This window comes from Undibacterium sp. GW821-FHT11B02 (assembly GCF_058808955.1).
Genome location: NZ_JBXASD010000004.1, coordinates 490,977 through 512,570, shown reverse-complemented (window position 1 = coordinate 512,570; position 21,594 = coordinate 490,977). Strand labels below are relative to the sequence as shown.

The window sequence follows — 21,594 nt, the reverse complement described above, 5'->3', positions numbered from 1 at the left end:
AGGATTATAAATACGGTTCCAGCATCTGCATGGTGCGGGCCGTTGCCCCCTGATGTTGCAGGAAGAATGCATACGCAGCTTCCCCCATGCGTTGCCGCTGCTGCTGGTTGGCCAACAGTGCATGGGCTTGCTGGAATAAGCTCAGTGCACCATCCACCCTGAAAGCCGCACCGCAGGCAATTGCCTGATCAGTGATTTCAGAAAAATTGAAAGTGTGTGTGCCCGTCAATACAGGCTTACCCATGGCGCAGGCTTCGATCAGATTGTGCCCGCCCAGCGCCACCAGGCTGCCACCGACAAAGGCGATATCGCAGGCGGCGTAATACATATACATTTCACCCATACTGTCACCCAGCAAGACTTGAACGTCCTTGGTGATGGGGGCAATTTCTTCGTGGTTCAGTGTAGAGCGGCGCACGTAGCTGATGCCGCGTGCTTCCAGCATGCTGGCAACCTGGTCAAATCGTTGCGGGTGACGCGGAGTAATGATCAGCAGAGGATTGGTCTGCAACAGAGGGATCTGTTCGACAAAGGCTTGCAGTATCAGTTCTTCTTCGCCATCGCGGGTACTGGCACACAGGATCACCTGGCGTTCACCAAAGCTGCGGCGCAGGGCAGCACCACGCTCACCCATCAAGGGCGGTGGCGTTACATCAAATTTCATGTTACCGGTGACGCCAGGGCGCGCTATACCCAGTTCATGCAGGCGTTGTGCATCGGGGTTTGATTGTGCCGCCACACAACTGATGGCGCGGGCAGCGGGCAATATCAGCGAGGCCAGTCGCTGCGCCTTCTTCAGTGATTTTTCAGACAAACGGGCATTCACCAGGGTGACCGGTATGGATTGCAACTCGCATTGCGCAATCAGGTTAGGCCAGACTTCGGTTTCTATCAGTACACATAATTGCGGTGAAAAATGCCGCAAAAAGCGCCGTATCATCCAGTTGATGTCATACGGCAAAAAAGCCTGGTGCAGGCGCGGACCGACATCGGCAAACAACTTGGCCCCGGTTTCACGCCCGGTGGCGGTCATATGCGTCATTAAAATACGATGATCAGGACGACTTGCCAGCAAGGCGCGGATCAGCGGTTCGGCTGCACGGGTTTCACCGGCAGAAACTGCATGCACCCAGATGGCAGGCATGCTGGCGATGGCCGGATAAAAACCCAGGCGCTCGGCAATATGCTGACGATAGCCAGGCTCTTGACGACCACGCCACCAGAGGCGAAACAGGGCAAAGGGCAAAGACAAACCCCAGACCATAGAATAAAGAAGACGCATGCGTTATGTCCGACGGAAATTCACCAACACAATACCACCACAAACCAGTATTGCACCCAACGCAAAGCGTGGGCTAATGGGATCGTGCATAAGGACGACACCGGCGGCAACGCCAAACAAAGGTGTCAGGAAAGAAAATACAGAAAGGCGCGACGCCAGATAACGACGCATGAGCGAGAACCAGGTCAGGTAACTGGCAAAGGCAATAATCACCGTCTGGAAAAACAGGCTGACGATGCTGGTCATATTCCATTGTGTGGGCAGACCTTCACCACGCAAGAACACAAAAGCCAGCAAGATCACGGCCCCGACTGCCAACTGATAAAACAGTGTCGTGGTCGGCTCCGCTTCCGATAAGCTGGATTTGCGTACGGTGATGGTCGTGGCCGACCACAATATCGCTGCCACCACACCAAAACTGTCACCTATCAGCATGTCACTGACATCGCGCTGGCTACTGCCGGATGTGCCAAATAAGGCACCAGAAAACGCAATCGCCACGCCGCCAAATGCCGACAATATGCCCAGCCACTGCGCAGGCTGCAAACGCTCGGCAGGGATCAGCCAGTGCAAGCCCAGCACCGTAAAGATGGGCGCGGTGTACAGAAACACGGACATATGCGAGGCCGTTGTATATTTCAGCCCCAGCGAAATGCACAAAAATTCAATCGCAAACAATATACCTGCAGCAACACCAGGCAGCACATGCTGGTCGCGCAAGGAAAAAGGAATCTTTTTAAACAAAATCAACACCACCACCAGCACCGCAGCTATGCCAGACCGCAATCCCAGTTGCATGGCCGCACTGATCACAGGTGCTGCCAGTTTTACAGCTACCTGCTGCAAGCCCCAGCACAGGCAAAGCAAAAGCATGAGCGAAATGGCAAAACCGTCAAGATTTTTACGATGAGCAATCATCAAGGTTGGGGGAGTGTTAGCGAAGACGAGGGAATATACCCGAAAACGGAGGGCAAGAGTGCATGTATTGCTTGAGATTAATACGGAGTAGGGGATGTATTTTTGCAATTTAACAAGGCATACAACCTCAATAAATCCCATAATTTCTTATCGTAAATATAATTTTACGGCGTTGTTGACTGTGCACTCTGATACAGGTAAGACGCTAATACCGTCGCTCCTGCGCAGGCAGGAGCCTGGTGGCGTTCGTCGATAACTGTATTGCTTGAAAAATAAGTAAAGCTGAATGAGGCACTTCACTGTTCTGCAAAACCACCTGCATAAAATGATATCCTATGTCTCCTAAACAACATGCAAGAACATGTTGAACCACCCACCCATCTGGAAATGAAATAGATGAGCACAGACATCTTTTGGCAGGCTTTGGCAAATGCCCAGCCAAAATTGCAGCAAATGGAAGCCCGCGATGCCATGGAAGCCATCAACGCATTGCTGCAACCCCACTTTCCACATTTGGCAGCGGAATTGCAAGGCGGTCCGGAAGACGGCATCTATGACCTGATCATTACTGCCCACGGTTCAACCGAGCATTTCCAGGACGTCATGTCGCTTACGCAAGCTGCACCCAAATTGGCCATGTTTCAACATGTGATTGCTTTCCGGGCGCGCACAGAAATGGGTGATTTTGGCATGTCCATGGATAATTTCAGCCTCAGTCCGGCAGATATCCTGGTCGGGCATTATGCCGATGCCGGCAGGGTGGGTTTGCAGCTATGGTTTTGCAAACCAATACCGCAAGACATGCTTGATCATGCCAAACACATGTCCTTCATCCTGCTTGATCACGCTATCGGTGAATATGATTTCGCCATCAAGATAGGTCCGGTCGAATTTATGGACAATGCACCTGAACAGGCTACCGTCAGTCTGGCCGCCTTCCCGCCAGTTCTGGATGCATACTGGCGCGATGAACTCAAGCATACTGCCCTGTTCCCCACCGGTGACAATGAATGGACAGGCTTCGAGCTCGTCAGCAATACAGACCCCGACGACAAGTTGCTGGTGCAGCGCAATGAATCCGCCATGGCCCTGGTCGGCAGGGCAGACATGCTGTGGCGCATACAGGTCGAAGTCGCGCTCGACAATAAAGATGACCTGGAAATTGCCCGTGAGTTTGAAGACCAGCTAGAAACCCTGCTCATCCAAACCCAGGAAGGCATCACCAGCCAGATCACCCTGCACGGCAATGTGCGCAGCATGAACTGGCATGTCAGCGATGTAGAGACTGCATTGGTCAAAGCACATAAACTGGCGCAGACTTTTGCTCCGCTGCAGTTTGATATCAGCAGCGATTTTGATCCTCAGTGGCAAGACTATTTGCGCTGGGTATCATGATGCAGCTACATCGCTGATACCGAAAAATATACGACATCCGACCGATTTTTACTGAACTGGAATCATCTTGACTACCGTAGCCATTACCCCAAAAATTCAAGCCAGCAACCAAAGCCCCTTCGTCCTGTTCGGCGGCATGAATGTGCTGGAATCCAAAGACATGGCCTTGCGCGTCGCCGAAGAATACGTGCGTGTCACCAGCAAGCTGGGCATTCCCTATGTATTCAAGGCCAGCTTTGACAAAGCCAATCGCTCCTCCATCCATTCTTATCGCGGCCCCGGCCTGGAAGAAGGCTTGAAAATATTCGAAGCCATCAAAGCCGAATTTGGCGTACCCCTGATCACCGACGTGCACGAACCATGGCAAGCTGCGCAAGTGGCAGAAGTAGTCGATGTCCTGCAACTGCCCGCCTTCCTGGCACGCCAGACGGACCTTGTTGTGGCCCTGGCCAAAACCGGCCGCGTCATCAACATCAAAAAGCCACAATTCCTCAGCCCCTCACAAGTACAGAACATCGTCGAAAAATTCAGAGAGGCTGGCAATGACCAACTGATACTCTGCGACCGCGGCACTTGCTTCGGTTACGACAACCTGGTAGTCGATATGCTGGGCTTTGCCGTCATGAAAAAAGTGACCAACAACCTGCCCGTCATCTTCGACGTCACCCACGCCCTGCAACAACGCGAAGCCGGCGCAGCAGCCTCAGGTGGCCGCCGCGAACAAATCGTTGAACTGGCGCGTGCCGGTATGGCGACTGGTCTGGCTGGCTTGTTCCTTGAAGCACATCCTGATCCGGCGCAGGCCAAATGCGATGGTCCTAGTGCATTGCCGCTGGATAAGCTGGAGCCTTTCCTGGCGCAGTTGAAAGCGTTGGACGATTTGGTGAAGTCGTTTGGGGCTTTGGAGATTTAAGGCGGGTGTATTTGGGCGATAGCCTTCGAATAAGTTGGGTTTGCCAGTTAATTGCCATCGACCGAAACTAACAAAAGTTTGATTTGCGCTAACTGGCACAATATGAATAGCGGTTGCAGTTGCTTTTGATTTTTTGCCATTCCGATGTGTCGATGCCTTTGATGTGAGGCAGAAAATGGAAAAAGAAGGGCCGATGTTTGAGCGTAGCGAGTTTCGGAACTTCCCATTTTTTGACTTGCAGCAAAGGGAACCCGTAGGGCAAGACGCCTCGGTCGCCTTCTTTTGCTTCCTTTTCTTGGCGAAGCAAGAAAAGGGAGTAGCTGCCGGGCTACCCCCGGCTGGCAATCACAAATGACGTATGACGGTATTTGAAAATCTAGTTCGTGAAATTACACAAACTCGAAGTTAATATGCTTCATAGTAAGCAAAGAACGTCACTGGATTCCAGCTAAAAGCACGCTGGAATGACGTTATTAAGGGCGGGGGTTATTTTCAACTGTCAGCTACCACTATGTTCCTGTGGTTCTCATCAGCACGCCAATCGCATCTTGAACCTCGTTAACAGTCGCAGGTTTCCCATTATCCCCAAGATTAATAATCCTGTCCGACCAATTCCCCTCAGTCTTCCAGCGCGGCGAAGCGCAATAGATTTCTATGGTCGGCGTTTCATAAGCAGCAGCGATATGCGTCAGTCCGGTATCCACACCGATAGCAAGACGTGCCTTTTGCGCCAGCAGGGTTGCAGCCTGCATTGACAGTGCAGGCAGGACGGTGGCATTCGGCATGATGGCTGCCATGGCCTCAGCCTCTGCTTTTTCTGCCGGGCTACCCCATGGAAGCAAGATGGGTAAATCATATTCCTGCAAGGTGCTGGCAATGGCTTGCCAGTGATCGCGCGGCCATTTTTTGGCCGCACCTGCCGTGCCGTGAAAGAACACGGCATACGGCGTAGATGGCAACCATGTGCGCTGGTCAGCGGGGACATCAGGTGCTTGCAAGCCAAAGCTGGCAGGTGTGTTGACGGTGTAACCTCCAGCGGCAGCAGCGACAAGGCGGCCGCGCAAGACGGCGTGGGTGCGCGTGTCCACCGGTACGCTGATGTCATGGAAGATTCTGGAAATACCTTCATAACCAGAACCCTCAGTACCATTCGCGAGGCCGACTTTCTTGCCACCTTTGACAGTTTTGGCCAGGCCCATGATGATGCCGGTCTTTAGCAAGCCCTGGGTATCAAGTACCAGGTCATAGCTTTCTTGCCGTAGCTGGCGAAAGAAATTTTTGATCTCTTGCCGCGTTGTCGCCTGCCCCAAACTCTTGCGCCAGCGGCGCAGGGCAAAGGGAAACACCTGGTCCACACCAGGGTTCAAACGCACTAGTTGCACATAGGCTTCTTCGACCACCCAGTCTATGTGCGCCTGCGGAAACTGGCGACGCAAGTCATCCACGATGGGCATATTGTGTAATACATCGCCTAAGGACGAAACACGTACAAGCAGGATTTTCACGATGATAGATAATTGCGTGTGAAGACCAAAATGCTCACCACAGAGACACGGAGACACAGAGGGGGCATAGAGGAAAATAAAAAAAGAATGAGGGAATGGATTGTTCTCCTGTCTCATTTTTTGCTCTTCTCCTGCCTTTCTCTGTGTCTCCGTGTCTCTGTGGTGATCTTTTGGGTCTTAAAAATTAATACGGCAATGTCGCGTCTGGCTTCACAGCCAGCACTGCCTGTTTCATTGCATCTTGTATGCGGGCCATTGCTTCTGGTGTTTCGGCTTCGAAGCGCATGACGATTACTGGGGTGGTGTTGGATGAACGGGCCAGACCGAAACCGTCTGGATATTCCACACGCAGGCCATCAATGGTGATGATTTCGTCTGAACCAGGGAAGCTGGCATTTGCCTGCATGGCGGCGATGATCTTGAAGTTTTCGCCTTCGGCCAGCTGCAACTGCAGTTCTGGTGTCGATGTCGATTGTGGCAGGTTGTTCAGTGTGGCTGTCATATCAGCTACACGGCTGACCAGTTCCAGCAAACGGGCACCGGCATACAGGCCGTCATCAAAACCATACCAGCGGTCTTTGAAGAAGATGTGGCCGCTCATTTCGCCACCGAGCGGTGAGCCGGTTTCACGCAGTTTGGCTTTCACCAGGGAATGGCCGGTTTTCCACATCAGCGGTACGCCACCGCGTACTTTGACCCAGGGGGCGATGTGACGGGTGCATTTAACGTCATACAAAATCTGCGCACCGGGGTTGCGTGTCAATACGTCTTCAGCAAACAGCATGAGCTGGCGGTCAGGGTAGATGATCTGACCATCTTTGGTGACGACACCAAGACGGTCACCATCGCCGTCAAAAGCCAGGCCGATTTCTGCGTCGGTGGTTTGCAGGCAGCGTATCAGGTCTTGCAGGTTTTCCGGGTGAGCAGGGTCAGGGTGGTGATTAGGGAAAGTGCCATCGACTTCGCAAAACAGTTCGATGACTTCACAACCCATGCCACGATACAGTTCGCCTGCAAAAGCACCAGCCACGCCGTTGCCGCAATCGACGGCAATTTTCAAAGGGCGGGCAACTTTCACGTCACCGATGATACGTTCAAGGTAAGCCGCCTTGATGTCATGCGTGCGGTAGCTGCCATTGCCTTGTTTGAAATCCTTGCTCAGGATCGTTTGGTACAGCGCCTGGATGGCATCACCATAAATCGCTTCGCCAGCCAGCACCATTTTAAAGCCATTGTAGTCAGGCGGATTGTGGCTGCCGGTGACCATGATGCCGGATGCGGCGCCCAGCACATTGGTGCCAAAGTACACCATGGGGGTGACGACCACGCCCAGGTCAATGACATCGACACCTGTCGATTGCAAGCCCTTGGCCAGTGCAGTGATCAGATCAGGGCCGGATAAGCGACCATCGCGGCCAATCACTACGGCTTTTTCACCTTTGGCGATGGCAGCACTGCCAAAAGCCTGACCGATCAGGTGGGCAACTTCGGCATTCAGGGTTTTATCAATGATGCCACGGATGTCATAGGCTTTGAATATGCTGGGGGAGAGTAGGGACATGATTATTTTCTATATTAAAAAGTATCAGTGGAGCAGTCCGGTGGCTGCCTGGTCTTCAGATCTGATTTGCTGGGCTTGCCAGATCAGGTCTTCAATACCGCATTGTGGTTCGTATTCTGCCACTATTTGCAGCAACAAAGCGCGGATTTGCGCATAATCAAAGGCGATGCAGGCAGCATGTAAGTCCTGCAACATGGCATTCAGTTGATCCCACGGCAATTCACTCTCTTGCGCACGCATGATCAGCGGGTGTGAAGTGCCTTCTACGTTATCGCCTATCAGTAATTCTTCATACAATTTTTCGCCTGGGCGCAAGCCCACGTGCTGGATTTCTATGGTGCCATCCGGTGTCGCTTCGCTTTTTACTTCCAGGCCGCTGAGATGCACCATGCGGCGGGCGAGGTCAATGATGCGTACGGGTTCGCCCATGTCCAGCACAAACACATCACCGCCTTCACCCATAGCCCCGGCTTGCAAAACCAGTTGCGCAGCTTCGGGTATGGTCATGAAATAACGGGTGATCTCTGGATGGGTCAGGGTGATGGGGCCGCCTGCCATGATTTGCTTGCGGAACAATGGCACCACAGAGCCGGAAGAGCCCAGCACATTGCCAAAACGCACCATGCAAAAACGGGTATGTTGCTGGCGACGTGAACAGGCTTGCAGTATCAGTTCGGCCAGGCGCTTGGTGGCACCCATGACATTGGTCGGGCGCACGGCCTTGTCAGTCGAGATCAGTACAAAATTCTTGACCCTGGCAGCTATGGCCGCTTGTGCTACTGACAGGGTGCCAAACACATTATTGCGTATGCCTTCCGCCGGATTATGTTCTACCAGTGGCACATGTTTGTAGGCAGCGGCATGGTACAAGGTTTCGACTTCGCAGGTGGTGAAGATGCGATCCAGCTTGGCGCTGTCCAGTATGGAACCGAGGAAAGGCAAAATCTCGACATCCAGCTTCAATTGCTGGCGCAGACCAGTCAATTCCTGTTCTATTGCATACAGGGCATATTCTGACATTTCCAGCAAGACCAGCTTCGCTGGGCGCTGGCGCAAGATCTGGCGGCATAGTTCAGAACCAATGGAACCACCGGCTCCGGTGACCATGACGCACTTGCCAGTGATGCAGATGCTCAATAGCCGGTTGTCTGGCTCTACCTGGTCACGACCCAGCAAATCTTCTATCTCGACTTCGCGTATGTCTTGCACACGCAATTCGCCGTTGACCAGGCTTTGTATAGACGGCGTGACCTTGATCTTGAGTTTCAAGGGTTCCAGTTGATCCAATACCTGCTTTTGCCGGGTCTTACTGATGCTGGGCATGGCCAGCAAAATCTCGCGTATCTCATGGCGCTCAGCCAGAGCTGGCAACTGGTCTGGTGCAAATACCTTGACGCCACCGATAGTTGAACCTTGTACGGGTTTGCTGTCATCAATGAAAGCCACGCAGACATATTCGCCACCGGCACGCAGGGCAGTTGCCAGTTGCGCGCCGGCCTTGCCAGCGCCGTAAATGGCAATGCGGGTGGCATTTTCTGCCATGTCAGCCTGCAGTAACCAGGCCCTGGCCAGAAAGCGGCTGGCACCTACATACAGGATGGAGCCAGCCCAGAAGAAACCAAATACGGCGCGAGACAGCGGCATAATGTGCAGCATGACGCTGACAAAGACCAGCAACAGCACAGACAGGGTGACACCAAATACCACCACGCTGATGATTTTCTGGTCAATAAAGCGAATGACGGCGCGGTACAGCCCTATGCGTATGAATACCGGTATGGCGATGAACGGTACCGAAACAATGAGCCAGAAGTAATGATTGAACAGCGCAGCATTAAAGATGTCATAGCGCAACCAGACTGCCAGTACAAAAGTCATGGGCAGGCAGATGGCATCTGCCACGGCAGCCAGCAATTGCTTATGTATACGGGGCAGGTTCAGTAGAGACTGCATCATGATCGTTATGTCCGCCTGATGAGTAGTTGAAAGGATGACTGCATAGGCCCTGGAAAAAGCAACTTGGTTGATAACTTAATGGGTGACGCCATCACGGCGCACCACCTTGTAAAACGTCAAAAACAGGATGCGCAGATCCAGCATAAAAGACTGATGCTGCAGGTAATAGGCATCCAGGTCAACTTTAACCGGTATCGGCAATTCATCCCTGCCATTGATTTGTGCCCAGCCTGTCAGCCCTGGCGGTATGGTGTGCACCTGCTTTTCAGTACGCAGGGCGATCAGGTCATGCTGATTGTACAGGGCAGGGCGGGGGCCGACAAAACTCATGTCACCACACAGTATGCTCCACAATTGGGGTAATTCATCCAGACTGGATTTGCGCAGGAAAGAACCGATAGGCGTCAGATATTGATCAGGATTGCTCAGCAAATGGGTGGCAACCGCTGGCGTGTCTATACGCATACTGCGAAACTTGGGCATCTTGAAGATGGCATTATTGCGCCCGACCCGGTCTGACCAGTAGACAATAGGCCCGGGCGAAGTCAGTTTGACACAGATAGCCACCACCACCAGGGGCAGAACCAGAAACAGGCTGGCAATCAGGGCCAGGAAAAGATCGAAAAAGCGCTTTAGCATAATGAATGGTGATTTAAGTCCGAATGGCAGCAGCAGTGGCCTGCAAGCCTTGCTCTACGGTATAGGGGGGCGACCAGCCCAGCAAGTTCCTGGTTTTGCCTATATCCACCTGCAAGGATTGACAAAGGCGGTCAGCCACATTCCTTTTACCCAACAGGCTGGCTGCCAGTGTCAGCAGGCTGGCAGGAAAAGGAAACAGCCGGGATTTTACCTGTAAGGCTTGCGCGCACAGGCTCAGTAATTCTGTTGTCGATAAATCCCTGCCATCGCTGGCCAAAAATACCTGGTTGCGCGCTTGTTCACAAAGGCGACAATGCATGACCAGGCTGACCAGGTTACCCAGGTACACAAAGCTGCGCTGGTTGTGTATGCTGCCCAATGGCAGTGGCAAGCCGCGTTTGACCATACGCATCATGCTTAAAAAATTGGCTTTCACCCCCGGTCCATAGACTAGTGGTGGGCGGATGATGGTGATGGACATGCCAGTTTGCCTGCCCAGATCCAGCAAAGCCAGCTCTGCTTCATGCTTGGATATGCCATACGCATCTTGCGGCGCAGCTTGATCGTCAGCCGTATACGGATGACCAGGTTCAGTTGCTTCGCCATTTACCTTGACTGAACTCAGGTAAATAAACTGTTTGACTCCCTCTGCTGCTGCCTGTCGTGCCAGGTTCAGGCTGGCGTCAACATTCAACTGGCGAAATAACAGTAAAGGATCGGAGGCGGTTTCCTGCATGACATGCACACGGGCCGCACAGTGGATGACGATATCGATGCCTTTCAGGCAGGGTGACCAGTCAGTATCGGCGCTCAGTCCGGTAATAATGGGATTGAAAAGATGCGCTGCTTGCCATTTCAAGGTATGGCGGGTAGGGCAGATCAGCTTGACTTCTTGTTCCAGGCAGACTTGTGCAATCGCCTGACCGACAAAACCGCTGGCACCGGTCAACAAAATAACTTGCGTCATGCTTTATTTGGATGCTGCTATGTTGGCACGTCGGTCATAGACAAAATAACGACGCGACAAAAATTTCAGGAAGCTGCGGAAAAACCAGCTGGCATGACGGGATACAAGATTGCGGTTTTTATGGGCCGCGGTATGGGTGGCATCCAGTTGCGGATAAAAGCGTATACCCAGCCCCAGCAATTGCTGCGAGCGGTAGCAGATATCCACGTCTTCAAAATACATGAAGTAACGGGTATCAAAACCTTGCAGGGCCTGGTAATGGCGGGCGTCAAAAGCCAGGAAAGCACCGGAAGCCCAGTCTACATGACAGGTGTCCGACATGGCTTTCTTGTCATATGGCTCGGACAGCGAGCGTACCGCCACCATGCGCAGCAGGGAAATGACATTGGGGAAGCGGCGAATATTGGCATCGACGTATTGATGCTGTTCATCACGGAAAAGATTGATCGTGGCGATGGGGAAGGCATCCCGCTGCATATTGGCGACCAGCTTCACGATGGTGTCCGGGCTGATGGTGATGTCCGGGTTCATGACTATAAAGCTGTCACCTTCGCCAAAACCAACACTGTTACTGATGAGGTCAAACAGGAAATTATTATTTTCACCAAAGCCCAAACCAGGATGATCATCGATATAAGAGATGCCATGTTGCTGGCAATAAGTCTTTAACTGGGCAGATGGCCGGTTATCCTTGATCCACACATGCATGTTTGCACCAGCATCGCGCAAGCCACCCATCCCGCTTGCAATAAGCAGGTTTTCATGGCCGTGACTGACAATAGCAACATGTATCATAAATTATGCGGATGATCTGGCAGTTAACTAACTTGCATCTGGTAGTCCATTAAACCGATTTCAAATTCTTGCTGGTGCCGGAGAACATCCTGAATCAGCCTTTGGTAAAGATTTTCTCATAGAAATCACCATTTATAGGTGACGGATTGTTCCATCCACCTATTTTTCTTATATGACTTACGCAAAATGTTCCAACAAGGTGCGATCACAAAGACAGTATGAATAGCACGGTAAGGAGCTGCAACGCAGAATGGGTGGTTTTGCGTAAGTCCTGTCCTGTTCATCTGTGCTTTCTGGTTTGCTTGTCCCGGGTAACAGCTTTTCGCATACGTAGCCAGTATTTTTATGTGAACCTGACTGAGCCTTGGGACGTGTAGTCACCAACATCTCCTGAGTATTATTTTAATTGTTGAGGAGTATATCAAAATGACCGGGTGCTGGACGGAAGTGTCAAACCTGGGCCTGTCAGAACCTGTTCACGATCTGTAGCGAGCCCGCGTCAACGGGATCAGCGGGGTCAGGGTAACTAAGCGCAGCGCAAAAAGCGGAACGTACTCTGGTACATGAGCATTTTTAGCAGCGCATGAGCCCCACATAGACTCCAATTGCGCCCACGCAGTAAGATCGTGAACAGGTTCTTAGATACATGGCTCTAAAGTAGCTGCTTGCGGATTGTTTATCCTGGATAGGCGCCACTTTTGTTGTGCAGGCCGGACCAAAGCCCTTTGCACATCATCTTGAACTGGGACAGACGCCTGTTTTCATATACCAGGCTGGCAAAAAAACGGATAGTCAGTCCAGTCAGCAATCTTTTTTTCCATGCCAGGGATACATAAGGCTTTTTGCAGAACAGCAAAGTGTTTCTGAAATAATAGTAGCGTCGCAACGGCGAGTAATGAAAGAAATTTAAATTGAACAGACGCACAGGTGGTGCATCCGACAGGGCGTGCCCCATTTGCACAGCCATGCTGCCAAACAGTTGATAGCCCTTGCTTCTTGCCCGGAAGCACCACTCGGTATCGGTGTAATCGACAAACATGCCATCATCGTAGCGTAAAGTATCGAGCCACGCTGCCGTTCGTATCAACATGCCGGAGGTGATCAGGACATCAACTTCGACGTAGCGGGAAGCGTCATCTTTGAAATCGGCAGGAATAATTGCCTGGATACCGCTGCTACCTTCTTTGTAAAACGGGAAATACACTTTGTTGGCTTCGCGCCGGTCAAAGAAGGTAGGGCCAATGGCCGCGCATTTCACCCCTTGTACATGCAGCAGTTCATGCTGCGCCAGCAGACTGGCAATCAGATGATCCGGTGGTGCGCTGTCCTGGTCAAAGGTCGCTACATATTGTGCGCCATCTTGTATTGCCGCTTCAAAGCCCTTATTCAAGGCATAGCCCAGGCCATAGTTTTTGTCGAGTTGTATGTATTTGTAGTGGCACTTGGGTGTCGCCTGCCAATCTATCTTGTCGCAACCGCCGTTATCTACCAGATACAGCTGGTCCACCTGCTCTTGCAGTTTGGCTAACAGAGCCTGGAGGATGTGGGTTTCTGGAAAGAAGCCAACCACTACGGCAGCGACGCGGGTTCCGGTTGAATCAGATGGTGTGCGTGTCATTTCATGCAAACTAGGCGAATGGCTCAAGGAGCAATTTGGTTTCTCAGGTAACGTTGTGCTGTCACATGTAACAGTATCCAATCCAGTATCACCCGGAAAGCCCATGCAAATGCGGCACCGACCAGACCGAACCATGTTGCGAGGAAATACAAGACTGCAATATACAAGAGCAATTCAATAAAGTGAAATTGTGCGGTTATTTTTGTCTGTCCCAGTGCGTGCAGCAGCGTATGAGGTACAAGTGCAATACCGTTGAAAAAAGTGCCCCCTGCCAGGATCAGGGTAATCGGCAATGCCTTGCTGGCGAATTCTGGCGACAGCCACAGACTGAAACCCGGATAGGCAAACAGAGCGACGGCAATGCACAAGCCCAGCATGATGAATGTCATACGTCGGTAGTTCTGGTGATAGCTGATCTTTAGCACCTGCTGATCTGCGAGCGTGGCAAATAATGGCAGCAAGGCACCGCAGATGGCGATTGGCACCAGCAGCATACGCATCAGCGCTTCTTGTGGAATCGCATACACCGACAATTTGTCGGCCCCTACCATGGCACTGACAAAGAAGCGGTCGCCGAATACCATCAAGGGGCTGATGATGCTCGACACGGTAACCCAGAAGCCAAATGACAGCAGGCTGCGCAGCCGTTTGGACAGCGCATTGACTTCACTAGCCTGATTACCGTTTTCACGCATGGGTTCATTCATGCTTTTGGCAAACAGGTATTTGTGCAGTTGCAGCGCACCGCCGATAACCACCAGCAGACGCGCCATGGCCAGGTACAAGGCAATCGGCCACAGGCGGGGGCCGTGCAACACGATTGCTAGTGCTGGCAGGGTGAACATGCAAAAACCAAGAAATATCTTGTTCAGATTAGAGGCGCGAAATCGCTCCAGACCTTCCATCGCACCGCGCAGGCCACTGGTGACGGCACTGGGTATTACACCAAGCGCGGCAATTTCGAAGGCGATTTGTGCATCATGCTGCAAAGGCAGGCTGATTTTCAGCCAGCTCTGTGCCAGATGCGGTGCCAGTATGATCATGATCAGCGTCCCCAGCGTACCGGTGGCAGCAGTCAGTAGCAGCCCGGCCTTCAAGACCGCAGGTATTGCCGGGAAGTGTCCGACAGAACGCAACTTGCTGATTTCATAGGTAAGGGCGCGGCCAGTGCCGAAATCAAACAGGCTGAAGTAACCTATCAGCGCCCAGATCAGCGTCAGCACACCAAATGCTTCATTGCCTAATTGCCGCAAGGTATAAGGGGTAAAGGCAGCCGCTGCGATGAGTGGCAGGCCATTACCCAGCAAATTCCATATGGTGTTTCTTTTAAGTGACATGAATCAGTAATGTGAGTCCGCTGCTTGTTGTCATGCGGTTTGTGTCGCTGATGGGGATAGTCCCTGCATGCATATTTGCAGGCAGTGTTGCCAATCGGGCAGATTCAGGGCGAATTTGTCTTGCAACTTTTGTGAGCACAACAGCGAATTAAGTGGCCGGCGTGCTGGCGTCGGATAGTCGCTGCTACTGATGCCTGTCAGCGACGGCACTGCTTTGTTCAGTTGGTTTTGCCGGTCTGCCTGGGCGACGATGGCAGACGCAAATTCAAACCAGTTGGTCTTACCCGCAGCACTGAAATGGTACAGGCCGCCATACTCAGCCCACCAGTCAGTTGTTGCTCTTGCCTGTCCCAGGCCAGCAAGCAGGCTGCAACTGGTTTCTGCCAGCCAGGTGGCAGAATTGGGAATACCCCATTGATCATTCACGATGCGCAACTGGTCTCTTTCCCTGGCTAGCCTCAGTATGGTCAGCAGAAAATTTTTGCCATGCAGCGAATATACCCAACTGGTGCGCAAGATCAAATGCTGGCAGCCGCTGGATTGTATCGCTTGTTCCCCCGCCAGCTTGGTGTTGCCGTAGACATTTTGCGGATTGGTCGCATCGGTTTCCAGATAGGCTTGTACCTGGCCATGCTGATCAAGTTTTTCGCCATCAAACACATAATCGGTTGAATAATGCACCAGACCGGCACCCAGTTTGCGCGCTTCTTCAGCCATGATGGCTGGTGCTTCGGCATTGATGGCGTGGGCCAGTTTTTCTTCTGTCTCTGCCAAGTCAACGGCGGTGTAGGCTGCCGGGTTGATGATCAGTTCAGGCTTGAATTCACGTATGCACAGGCGCAACTGGTCCGGATTGCTCAGGTCCAGCTCATTGCGCAAGGGGGCATATACATTGCCCAATTGACCCAATGGGGCTCGCAATGCATTCCCTAGCTGACCGTTACTACCTGTCAGTAAAATCCTCATTCAAAAACCTCGGCTTCTGACAGCAGTTTACCCAACTGGTCTTTAGCAGACTGTATCGGTGCACCATTCAATGGCCAGTCTATGCCCAAGGCCGGGTCATCCCAGCGCAGACAGCGTTCATGTTCCGGTGCCCAGTAGTCTGTGGTTTTATACAGGAATTCGGCACTTTCGCTTAATACCAGGAAACCGTGGGCGAAGCCTTCGGGTACCCACAACTGACGCTTGTTGGCGGCTGACAGCACGACGCTGGTTGATTGGCCAAAGGTGCTGGACGATTTGCGCAAATCCACCACCACATCGAATACTTCACCGGCAGTCACACGCACCAGTTTTCCCTGGCTCTGGCGTATCTGATAATGCAGGCCGCGCAACACATTGTTGGCGGACCTGGAATGATTGTCTTGTACAAAATTGGCACTGACACCAGTCAACTCGGCAAATTTTCTGGCATTGAAGCTTTCGTAAAAGAAGCCGCGATCATCACCAAATACGGCAGGTTCCAGTATCAATACATCAGGAAGCCCGGTAGCTAACACTTTCATCTGTCAATACGCTTTCTTGTTTAATAATTTTAATAAGTACTGGCCATACTCATTTTTTTTCAAAGGCTGGGCCAATTTTTCCAGATCGGCATCGCTGATGTAATTGCGGTAGTAGGCAATTTCTTCTGGACAGGCGACTTTCAGTCCCTGACGTTTTTCTATCGTGGCAATGAACTGACCTGCTTCCAGCAGGGATTCATGGGTGCCGGTATCCAGCCAGGCCATGCCCCGGCCCATCAGTTCCACATTCAGCTTGCCCTGTTTCAGGTAGACATTGTTGACGTCGGTAATTTCCAGCTCACCGCGCGCGGATGGCTTGATGTCGGCAGCGATATCGCAGACTTGCTGATCATAAAAATACAGACCGGTAACCGCATAATTCGATTTAGGATGTTTCGGTTTTTCTTCTATGCTGATGGCCTGGCGCTTGTCGTCGAATTCGACTACGCCATAGCGTTCAGGATCATGCACATGGTAAGCAAATACCGTTGCGCCTTGTTGCTGTCCACCCGCCTGGCGCAATTGCGCCTCGAAATCATTTCCATAATAAATATTGTCACCCAGGATCAGGGCTGAGGTGGCATTGCCGACAAAAGAACGGCCAATGACAAATGCCTGTGCCAGTCCGTCTGGTGCAGGTTGTACGGCATAGCTGATATTGATACCCCATTGTGAGCCGTCACCCAGCAATTCGGTAAAGCGCGGTGTGTCCTGTGGTGTGGAGATAATCAGAATATCGCGCATGCCACCCAGCATCAGAGAGGTCAGCGGGTAATAAATCATGGGTTTGTCATACACCGGCAGCAATTGCTTGGAAATGGCTTGCGTGACCGGATACAAGCGGGTGCCAGAGCCACCCGCCAGGATGATGCCCTTGCGTGCGGTAGGACTATTCATTCTTCCACCTCATCCTCGTTGTATTGCAGGGCCACCCATTGCAGGTATTCGCCAGACTGTACTTGCTTGGTCCAGGTATCATTCGCCAGATACCATGCTACGGTCTTTTTCAGGCCGGTGGCAAAATTTTCCTTTGGTTTCCAGTTCAGTTCGCGTTCCAGCTTTCCGGCATCAATCGCGTAACGGCGATCATGGCCTGGCCTGTCCGTGATATGTTTGATCTGGTCCTTGTAGCTGCCCTTGGCCTTGGGTTGCAATTCATCCAGCAATTCACACAGGGTATGTACGACGCTGAGATTGGTTTGTTCGTTCCAGCCGCCGACGTTATAAGTTTCACCCGGCTTGCCAGCTTCCAGCACCCGGCGGATGGCGGCGCAATGATCTGTTACATATAACCAGTCGCGCACTTGCAGGCCGTCACCATAGACAGGCAAATCCTTGCCGGCGCGGGCATTGGTGATCATCAGGGGGATCAGTTTTTCCGGGAAGTGATAAGGGCCGTAATTGTTCGAGCAATTGGTCGTCAGTACCGGCAAACCATAAGTATGGTGATAGGCGCGTACCAGATGATCAGAGGCGGCTTTGCTGGCAGAATACGGGCTGTTGGGGGCATAGGGCGTGGTTTCGCTGAAAGCGGCATCGTCCGGCCCCAGTGTTCCATATACTTCATCGGTAGAAACGTGCAGGAAACGGAAGTCTGCCCTGGCATCATCTTCCAGGCTCAGCCAATAAGTGCGGGCGGCTTCCAGCAGTTCGAACGTGCCATTGATATTGGTAGTGACGAACGCTGCCGGTCCAGTGATGGAACGGTCAACATGGCTTTCCGCAGCAAAATGCAGAATGGCACGTGGTTGATATTCGAAAAATAGGGCGCACAACTGGGCACCGTCATTGATATCGCCCTGCACAAACACATGGCGCTTATCATTTTTGAGGCTGGCAAGATTGTTCAGATTGCCAGCATAAGTCAGTTTGTCGTAATTCAGAACAGGCTCATCCGACTGAGCCAGCCAATCCAGAACAAAATTGGCACCGATAAAGCCTGCGCCACCTGTGACAAATATCATGTCTCACTCCTGTATTAATCGCTGAATTGCTTTGAACAGGCGATTTTACTTGAGAAAGACGCTGATTTTCTTGGTAAATCAGGTTTATGTAAAAGATATCAATGAGAAATTGACAAGATTCGCGTTGGCCACCACCACCTTAAGCCGCTGATGTTTCAATAGTGTTAAGACAGCGCGTTACCCTGTGACAGACAAATCCAGGTCACGGTTGCTACGGTATAGGCAAGCAAAAGCAGTGAAATGAGTGAGAGTTTCATGGCTGTAACCTCAGTTTCTGGTGGTTTCCTGATATGTATCTTAGGATGCGCCATCGCAAAAAACAGTGTTGAATTGTTCTGATTTTGTTACCAAATGTGTTTTTTTGTACATGTTTTTTTACGTTAATACACCCTGGACCAAGAAAAACAAAAATAGTTCGCGATTAACCCTTGAAACGATGTGTGTATACCCTCACTTGTGGGGGTAATGTAAGTTTTTGATTGGGAGAGTAAGAATGCAAGAGCAAGAAAGCCAGCAAACGGAGAAAGTTGAAGTGACGAATACAGCATTGCCGGAAACACCACCAGAAAATTTAGTTCAAGCGGAAGCTGAAACGATAGCCTTTCCCGATACATCGGCACAGCTTATCGCCCAGTTGGAAGCAAAAGTGCAGGAATTGCAGGATTCTTTCATGCGCGCCAAGGCTGAAGGTGAAAACATCCGCCGCCGCGCCCAGGAGGACATTTCCAAGGCACACAAGTTTGCGATTGAAGGTTTTGCCGAAGCCATGGTACCAGTCAAGGATAGTCTGGAAATGGCATTGAAGGTGGATACTCCTTCAATCGAATCGCTGAAAGAAGGCGTGGAAATGACATTGAAGCAATTAAGTGCCGCTTTTGATAAAAATCGTCTGACCGAGATCAACCCTGTCCAGGGGGAAAAGCTTGATCCTATGAAGCACCAGGCTATTTCCATGGTGCCGGCCGAGCAGGACGCGAATACAGTTGTGACTGTATTGCAAAAAGGCTATACCATTGCCGACCGTTTGCTACGTCCGGCTTTAGTGACGGTAGCGCAAGGAAAGTAAGAAAAGCGTAAAAAAACACGCAGAAATAGCTTGAAAAGCCTTGAAAAGCGCGTTTTTTACCTTATATCCGAAACAGACGAGTCAGATTGAGCAAAAAAGCAGACTGGCTCACCAACATTGACAAAAAAATTGACATTCTGAGGGAACTATCATGGGAAAAATGATTGGTATTGATTTGGGTACAACCAATTCTTGCGTTGCTATCATGGAAGGCGGTCAGCCAAAAGTGATCGAAAATGCAGAAGGTGCGCGTACCACGCCTTCTATTATTGCGTATCAGGAAGACGGCGAAATTCTGGTTGGAGCATCGGCGAAACGCCAGGCTGTTACCAATCCAAAAAACACACTGTTTGCAGTAAAGCGTCTGATTGGTCGCAAATTTGAAGAAAAAGAAGTGCAAAAAGACATCGGCCTGATGCCTTACACCATTTCCAAAGCCGATAATGGTGACGCCTGGGTATCCGTGCGTGACAAGCGTTTGGCACCACCACAAATTTCCGCTGAAGTTCTGCGCAAAATGAAAAAAACCGCTGAGGATTACCTCGGCGAAGAAGTGACTGAAGCGGTCATTACCGTTCCAGCTTACTTTAATGATGCACAACGTCAGGCAACCAAAGATGCCGGCCGTATCGCTGGTCTGGATGTTAAACGCATCATCAATGAGCCAACAGCGGCTGCGCTGGCTTTTGGTCTGGACAAAAAAGAAAAAGGTGATCGCAAGATTGCCGTGTATGACCTGGGTGGCGGTACTTTCGACGTATCCATCATTGAAATCGCTGACGTTGATGGCGAAATGCAATTCGAAGTATTGTCCACAAACGGCGATACTTTCCTCGGTGGTGAAGATTTCGATCAACGTGTGATTGACTACATCATTGATGAATTCAAAAAGATCAATGGTCTGGACCTGTCCAAAGACCCAATCGCTTTGCAACGTATCAAGGCATCTGCCGAACGTGCAAAAATCGAATTGTCGAGCGCGCAACAAACAGAAATCAACGAGCCATACATCGCCATGGCAAATGGCGCACCTGTGCATTTGAATTTGAAAATCACACGTGCCAAGCTGGAAGCCCTGGTTGAAGAACTGATCCAGAAAACCATTGATCCATGCCGCATGGCGATCAAGGATGCGGGCGTAAAAACGACTGACATCGACGACATCATTCTGGTCGGTGGTATGACACGTATGCCTAAAGTCCAGGACATCGTCAAGGAATTTTTCGGCAAGGAACCACGTAAAGACGTGAATCCGGATGAAGCCGTTGCCGTTGGTGCAGCGATCCAGGGTTCTGTCTTGTCGGGTGACCGTAAAGATCTGTTGTTGCTGGACGTGACACCTTTGTCTCTGGGTATCGAAACCCTGGGCGGCGTCATGACCAAGATGATCCAGAAAAATACGACTATCCCAACCAAGTTCAGCCAGGTATTCTCGACTGCAGACGACAATCAGCCTGCGGTGACCATCAAGGTGTATCAGGGCGAACGTGAAATCGCTGCTGGCAATAAGGGCTTGGGCGAATTCAATCTGGAAGGCATTCCACCGGCAGCACGCGGTACACCACAGATTGAAGTGACTTTTGATATCGACGCCAATGGTATTTTGCATGTAGGCGCGAAAGACAAGGCTACAGGTAAGGAAAACAAGATCACCATCAAGGCTAATTCTGGTTTGACAGAAGAAGAAATCCAGAAAATGGTGAAAGACGCTGAACTGAATGCGGAAGAAGACAAAAAGGTCAAGGAATTGGCTGAGTCCCGCAATCAGGGTGACGCTCTGGTGCATTCCACCAAGAAAGCACTGGCTGAGCATGGCGACAAACTGGAAGCTGGCGAAAAAGAGAAAATCGAAGTCGCCATCAAGGAACTGGAAGATGTTTTGAAATCCGGTGACAAGGCCGAGATTGATACCAAGCTGGGCGCATTGTCCACAGCATCGCAGAAACTGGGTGAAAAAGTCTATGCTGACATGCAGGCACAACAGGCAGCTGCGGGTGCTGCTGGTAGTGCAGGCGCTGCCGGTGCAGATGCTAAACCTAAGGACGATGATGTCGTGGATGCTGACTTCAAAGAAGTGAAAGACAGCAAGTAATACCTAGTGTGACGGGCTTGCCCGTCATGACGCGCCGGGCGGCTCGCGTTTGCGGTGCTGCCCGGCGTTTGCGCTTGA

At 51.3% G+C, this 21,594-nt stretch carries 18 protein-coding genes; 4 read left to right on the top strand and 14 right to left on the bottom strand.

Annotation, left to right across the window (positions count from 1 at the left end; all coding sequences use genetic code 11):
• Positions 1–4 precede the first annotated feature (4 nt).
• The gene (gene waaA / locus AC1RVX_RS11125; RefSeq protein ID WP_493216649.1) at positions 5–1,282 is read right to left on the bottom strand and encodes a lipid IV(A) 3-deoxy-D-manno-octulosonic acid transferase; all 1,278 of its coding nucleotides are present in this window, start codon (positions 1,280–1,282) and stop codon (positions 5–7) included.
• 3 nt (positions 1,283–1,285) lie between these two features.
• Positions 1,286–2,200, bottom strand: coding sequence for a DMT family transporter (locus tag AC1RVX_RS11120; protein ID WP_493216648.1), 915 nt, complete (start codon positions 2,198–2,200; stop codon positions 1,286–1,288).
• A 396-nt stretch (positions 2,201–2,596) separates the two neighbouring features.
• On the opposite strand from AC1RVX_RS11120, the gene AC1RVX_RS11115 reads away from it, so the two are divergent.
• Positions 2,597–3,595, top strand: coding sequence for a hypothetical protein (locus AC1RVX_RS11115; protein WP_493216647.1), 999 nt, complete (start codon positions 2,597–2,599; stop codon positions 3,593–3,595).
• A 67-nt stretch (positions 3,596–3,662) separates the two neighbouring features.
• Positions 3,663–4,508 carry a 3-deoxy-8-phosphooctulonate synthase gene (gene kdsA, locus AC1RVX_RS11110; RefSeq protein WP_493216646.1) on the top strand — a complete coding sequence of 282 codons (846 nt, stop codon included), beginning with the start codon at positions 3,663–3,665 and terminating at the stop codon, positions 4,506–4,508.
• A 509-nt stretch (positions 4,509–5,017) separates the two neighbouring features.
• On the opposite strand, the gene waaC is transcribed toward kdsA, so the two are convergent.
• The 12 genes from waaC to rfbB all read right to left on the bottom strand — a co-directional run bounded on the left by waaC (position 5,018) and on the right by rfbB (position 18,358).
• The gene (gene waaC, locus AC1RVX_RS11105) at positions 5,018–6,013 is read right to left on the bottom strand and encodes a lipopolysaccharide heptosyltransferase I (protein ID WP_493216645.1); all 996 of its coding nucleotides are present in this window, start codon (positions 6,011–6,013) and stop codon (positions 5,018–5,020) included.
• A gap of 184 nt (positions 6,014–6,197) precedes the next feature.
• On the bottom strand, positions 6,198–7,574 hold the full coding sequence (locus AC1RVX_RS11100) for a phosphomannomutase/phosphoglucomutase (RefSeq protein ID WP_493216644.1): 1,377 nt from the start codon (positions 7,572–7,574) through the stop codon (positions 6,198–6,200).
• A 24-nt stretch (positions 7,575–7,598) separates the two neighbouring features.
• Positions 7,599–9,527, bottom strand: a complete 1,929-nt coding sequence (locus AC1RVX_RS11095) for a polysaccharide biosynthesis protein (protein ID WP_493216681.1) — start codon at positions 9,525–9,527, stop codon at positions 7,599–7,601.
• Positions 9,528–9,605: 78 nt separating this feature from the next.
• Positions 9,606–10,169 (bottom strand): sugar transferase, encoded by a 564-nt coding sequence (locus AC1RVX_RS11090; protein ID WP_493216643.1) that lies wholly within the window; start codon positions 10,167–10,169, stop codon positions 9,606–9,608.
• 13 nt (positions 10,170–10,182) lie between these two features.
• The gene (locus AC1RVX_RS11085; protein WP_493216642.1) at positions 10,183–11,136 is read right to left on the bottom strand and encodes a UDP-glucose 4-epimerase family protein; all 954 of its coding nucleotides are present in this window, start codon (positions 11,134–11,136) and stop codon (positions 10,183–10,185) included.
• Between the two features lie 3 nt (positions 11,137–11,139).
• Positions 11,140–11,931, bottom strand: a complete 792-nt coding sequence (locus AC1RVX_RS11080; protein WP_493216641.1) for a glycosyltransferase — start codon at positions 11,929–11,931, stop codon at positions 11,140–11,142.
• Between the two features lie 676 nt (positions 11,932–12,607).
• Positions 12,608–13,549: a glycosyltransferase family 2 protein gene (locus AC1RVX_RS11075; protein ID WP_493216640.1), complete on the bottom strand. Its 942-nt coding sequence runs from the start codon at positions 13,547–13,549 to the stop codon at positions 12,608–12,610.
• Positions 13,550–13,572: 23 nt separating this feature from the next.
• Positions 13,573–14,886 (bottom strand): flippase, encoded by a 1,314-nt coding sequence (locus tag AC1RVX_RS11070; protein ID WP_493216639.1) that lies wholly within the window; start codon positions 14,884–14,886, stop codon positions 13,573–13,575.
• Between the two features lie 30 nt (positions 14,887–14,916).
• The gene (rfbD, locus tag AC1RVX_RS11065) at positions 14,917–15,852 is read right to left on the bottom strand and encodes a dTDP-4-dehydrorhamnose reductase (RefSeq protein WP_493216638.1); all 936 of its coding nucleotides are present in this window, start codon (positions 15,850–15,852) and stop codon (positions 14,917–14,919) included.
• Positions 15,849–16,394 carry a dTDP-4-dehydrorhamnose 3,5-epimerase gene (rfbC, locus tag AC1RVX_RS11060; protein WP_493216637.1) on the bottom strand — a complete coding sequence of 182 codons (546 nt, stop codon included), beginning with the start codon at positions 16,392–16,394 and terminating at the stop codon, positions 15,849–15,851. Before rfbC ends, rfbD begins: the two co-directional genes overlap by 4 nt.
• Positions 16,395–16,397: 3 nt before the next feature.
• Positions 16,398–17,291, bottom strand: a complete 894-nt coding sequence (rfbA, locus tag AC1RVX_RS11055; RefSeq protein ID WP_493216636.1) for a glucose-1-phosphate thymidylyltransferase RfbA — start codon at positions 17,289–17,291, stop codon at positions 16,398–16,400.
• The gene (gene rfbB, locus AC1RVX_RS11050) at positions 17,288–18,358 is read right to left on the bottom strand and encodes a dTDP-glucose 4,6-dehydratase (protein WP_493216635.1); all 1,071 of its coding nucleotides are present in this window, start codon (positions 18,356–18,358) and stop codon (positions 17,288–17,290) included. The genes rfbA and rfbB overlap by 4 nt, the downstream gene beginning before the upstream one ends.
• A 493-nt stretch (positions 18,359–18,851) precedes the next feature.
• On the opposite strand from rfbB, the gene grpE reads away from it, so the two are divergent.
• Positions 18,852–19,424: a nucleotide exchange factor GrpE gene (gene grpE, locus AC1RVX_RS11045; RefSeq protein WP_493216634.1), complete on the top strand. Its 573-nt coding sequence runs from the start codon at positions 18,852–18,854 to the stop codon at positions 19,422–19,424.
• Positions 19,425–19,575: 151 nt separating this feature from the next.
• Entirely contained in the window at positions 19,576–21,516 is a 1,941-nt protein-coding gene (dnaK, locus tag AC1RVX_RS11040) for a molecular chaperone DnaK (RefSeq protein ID WP_493216633.1), read from the top strand.
• Positions 21,517–21,594 lie beyond the last annotated feature (78 nt).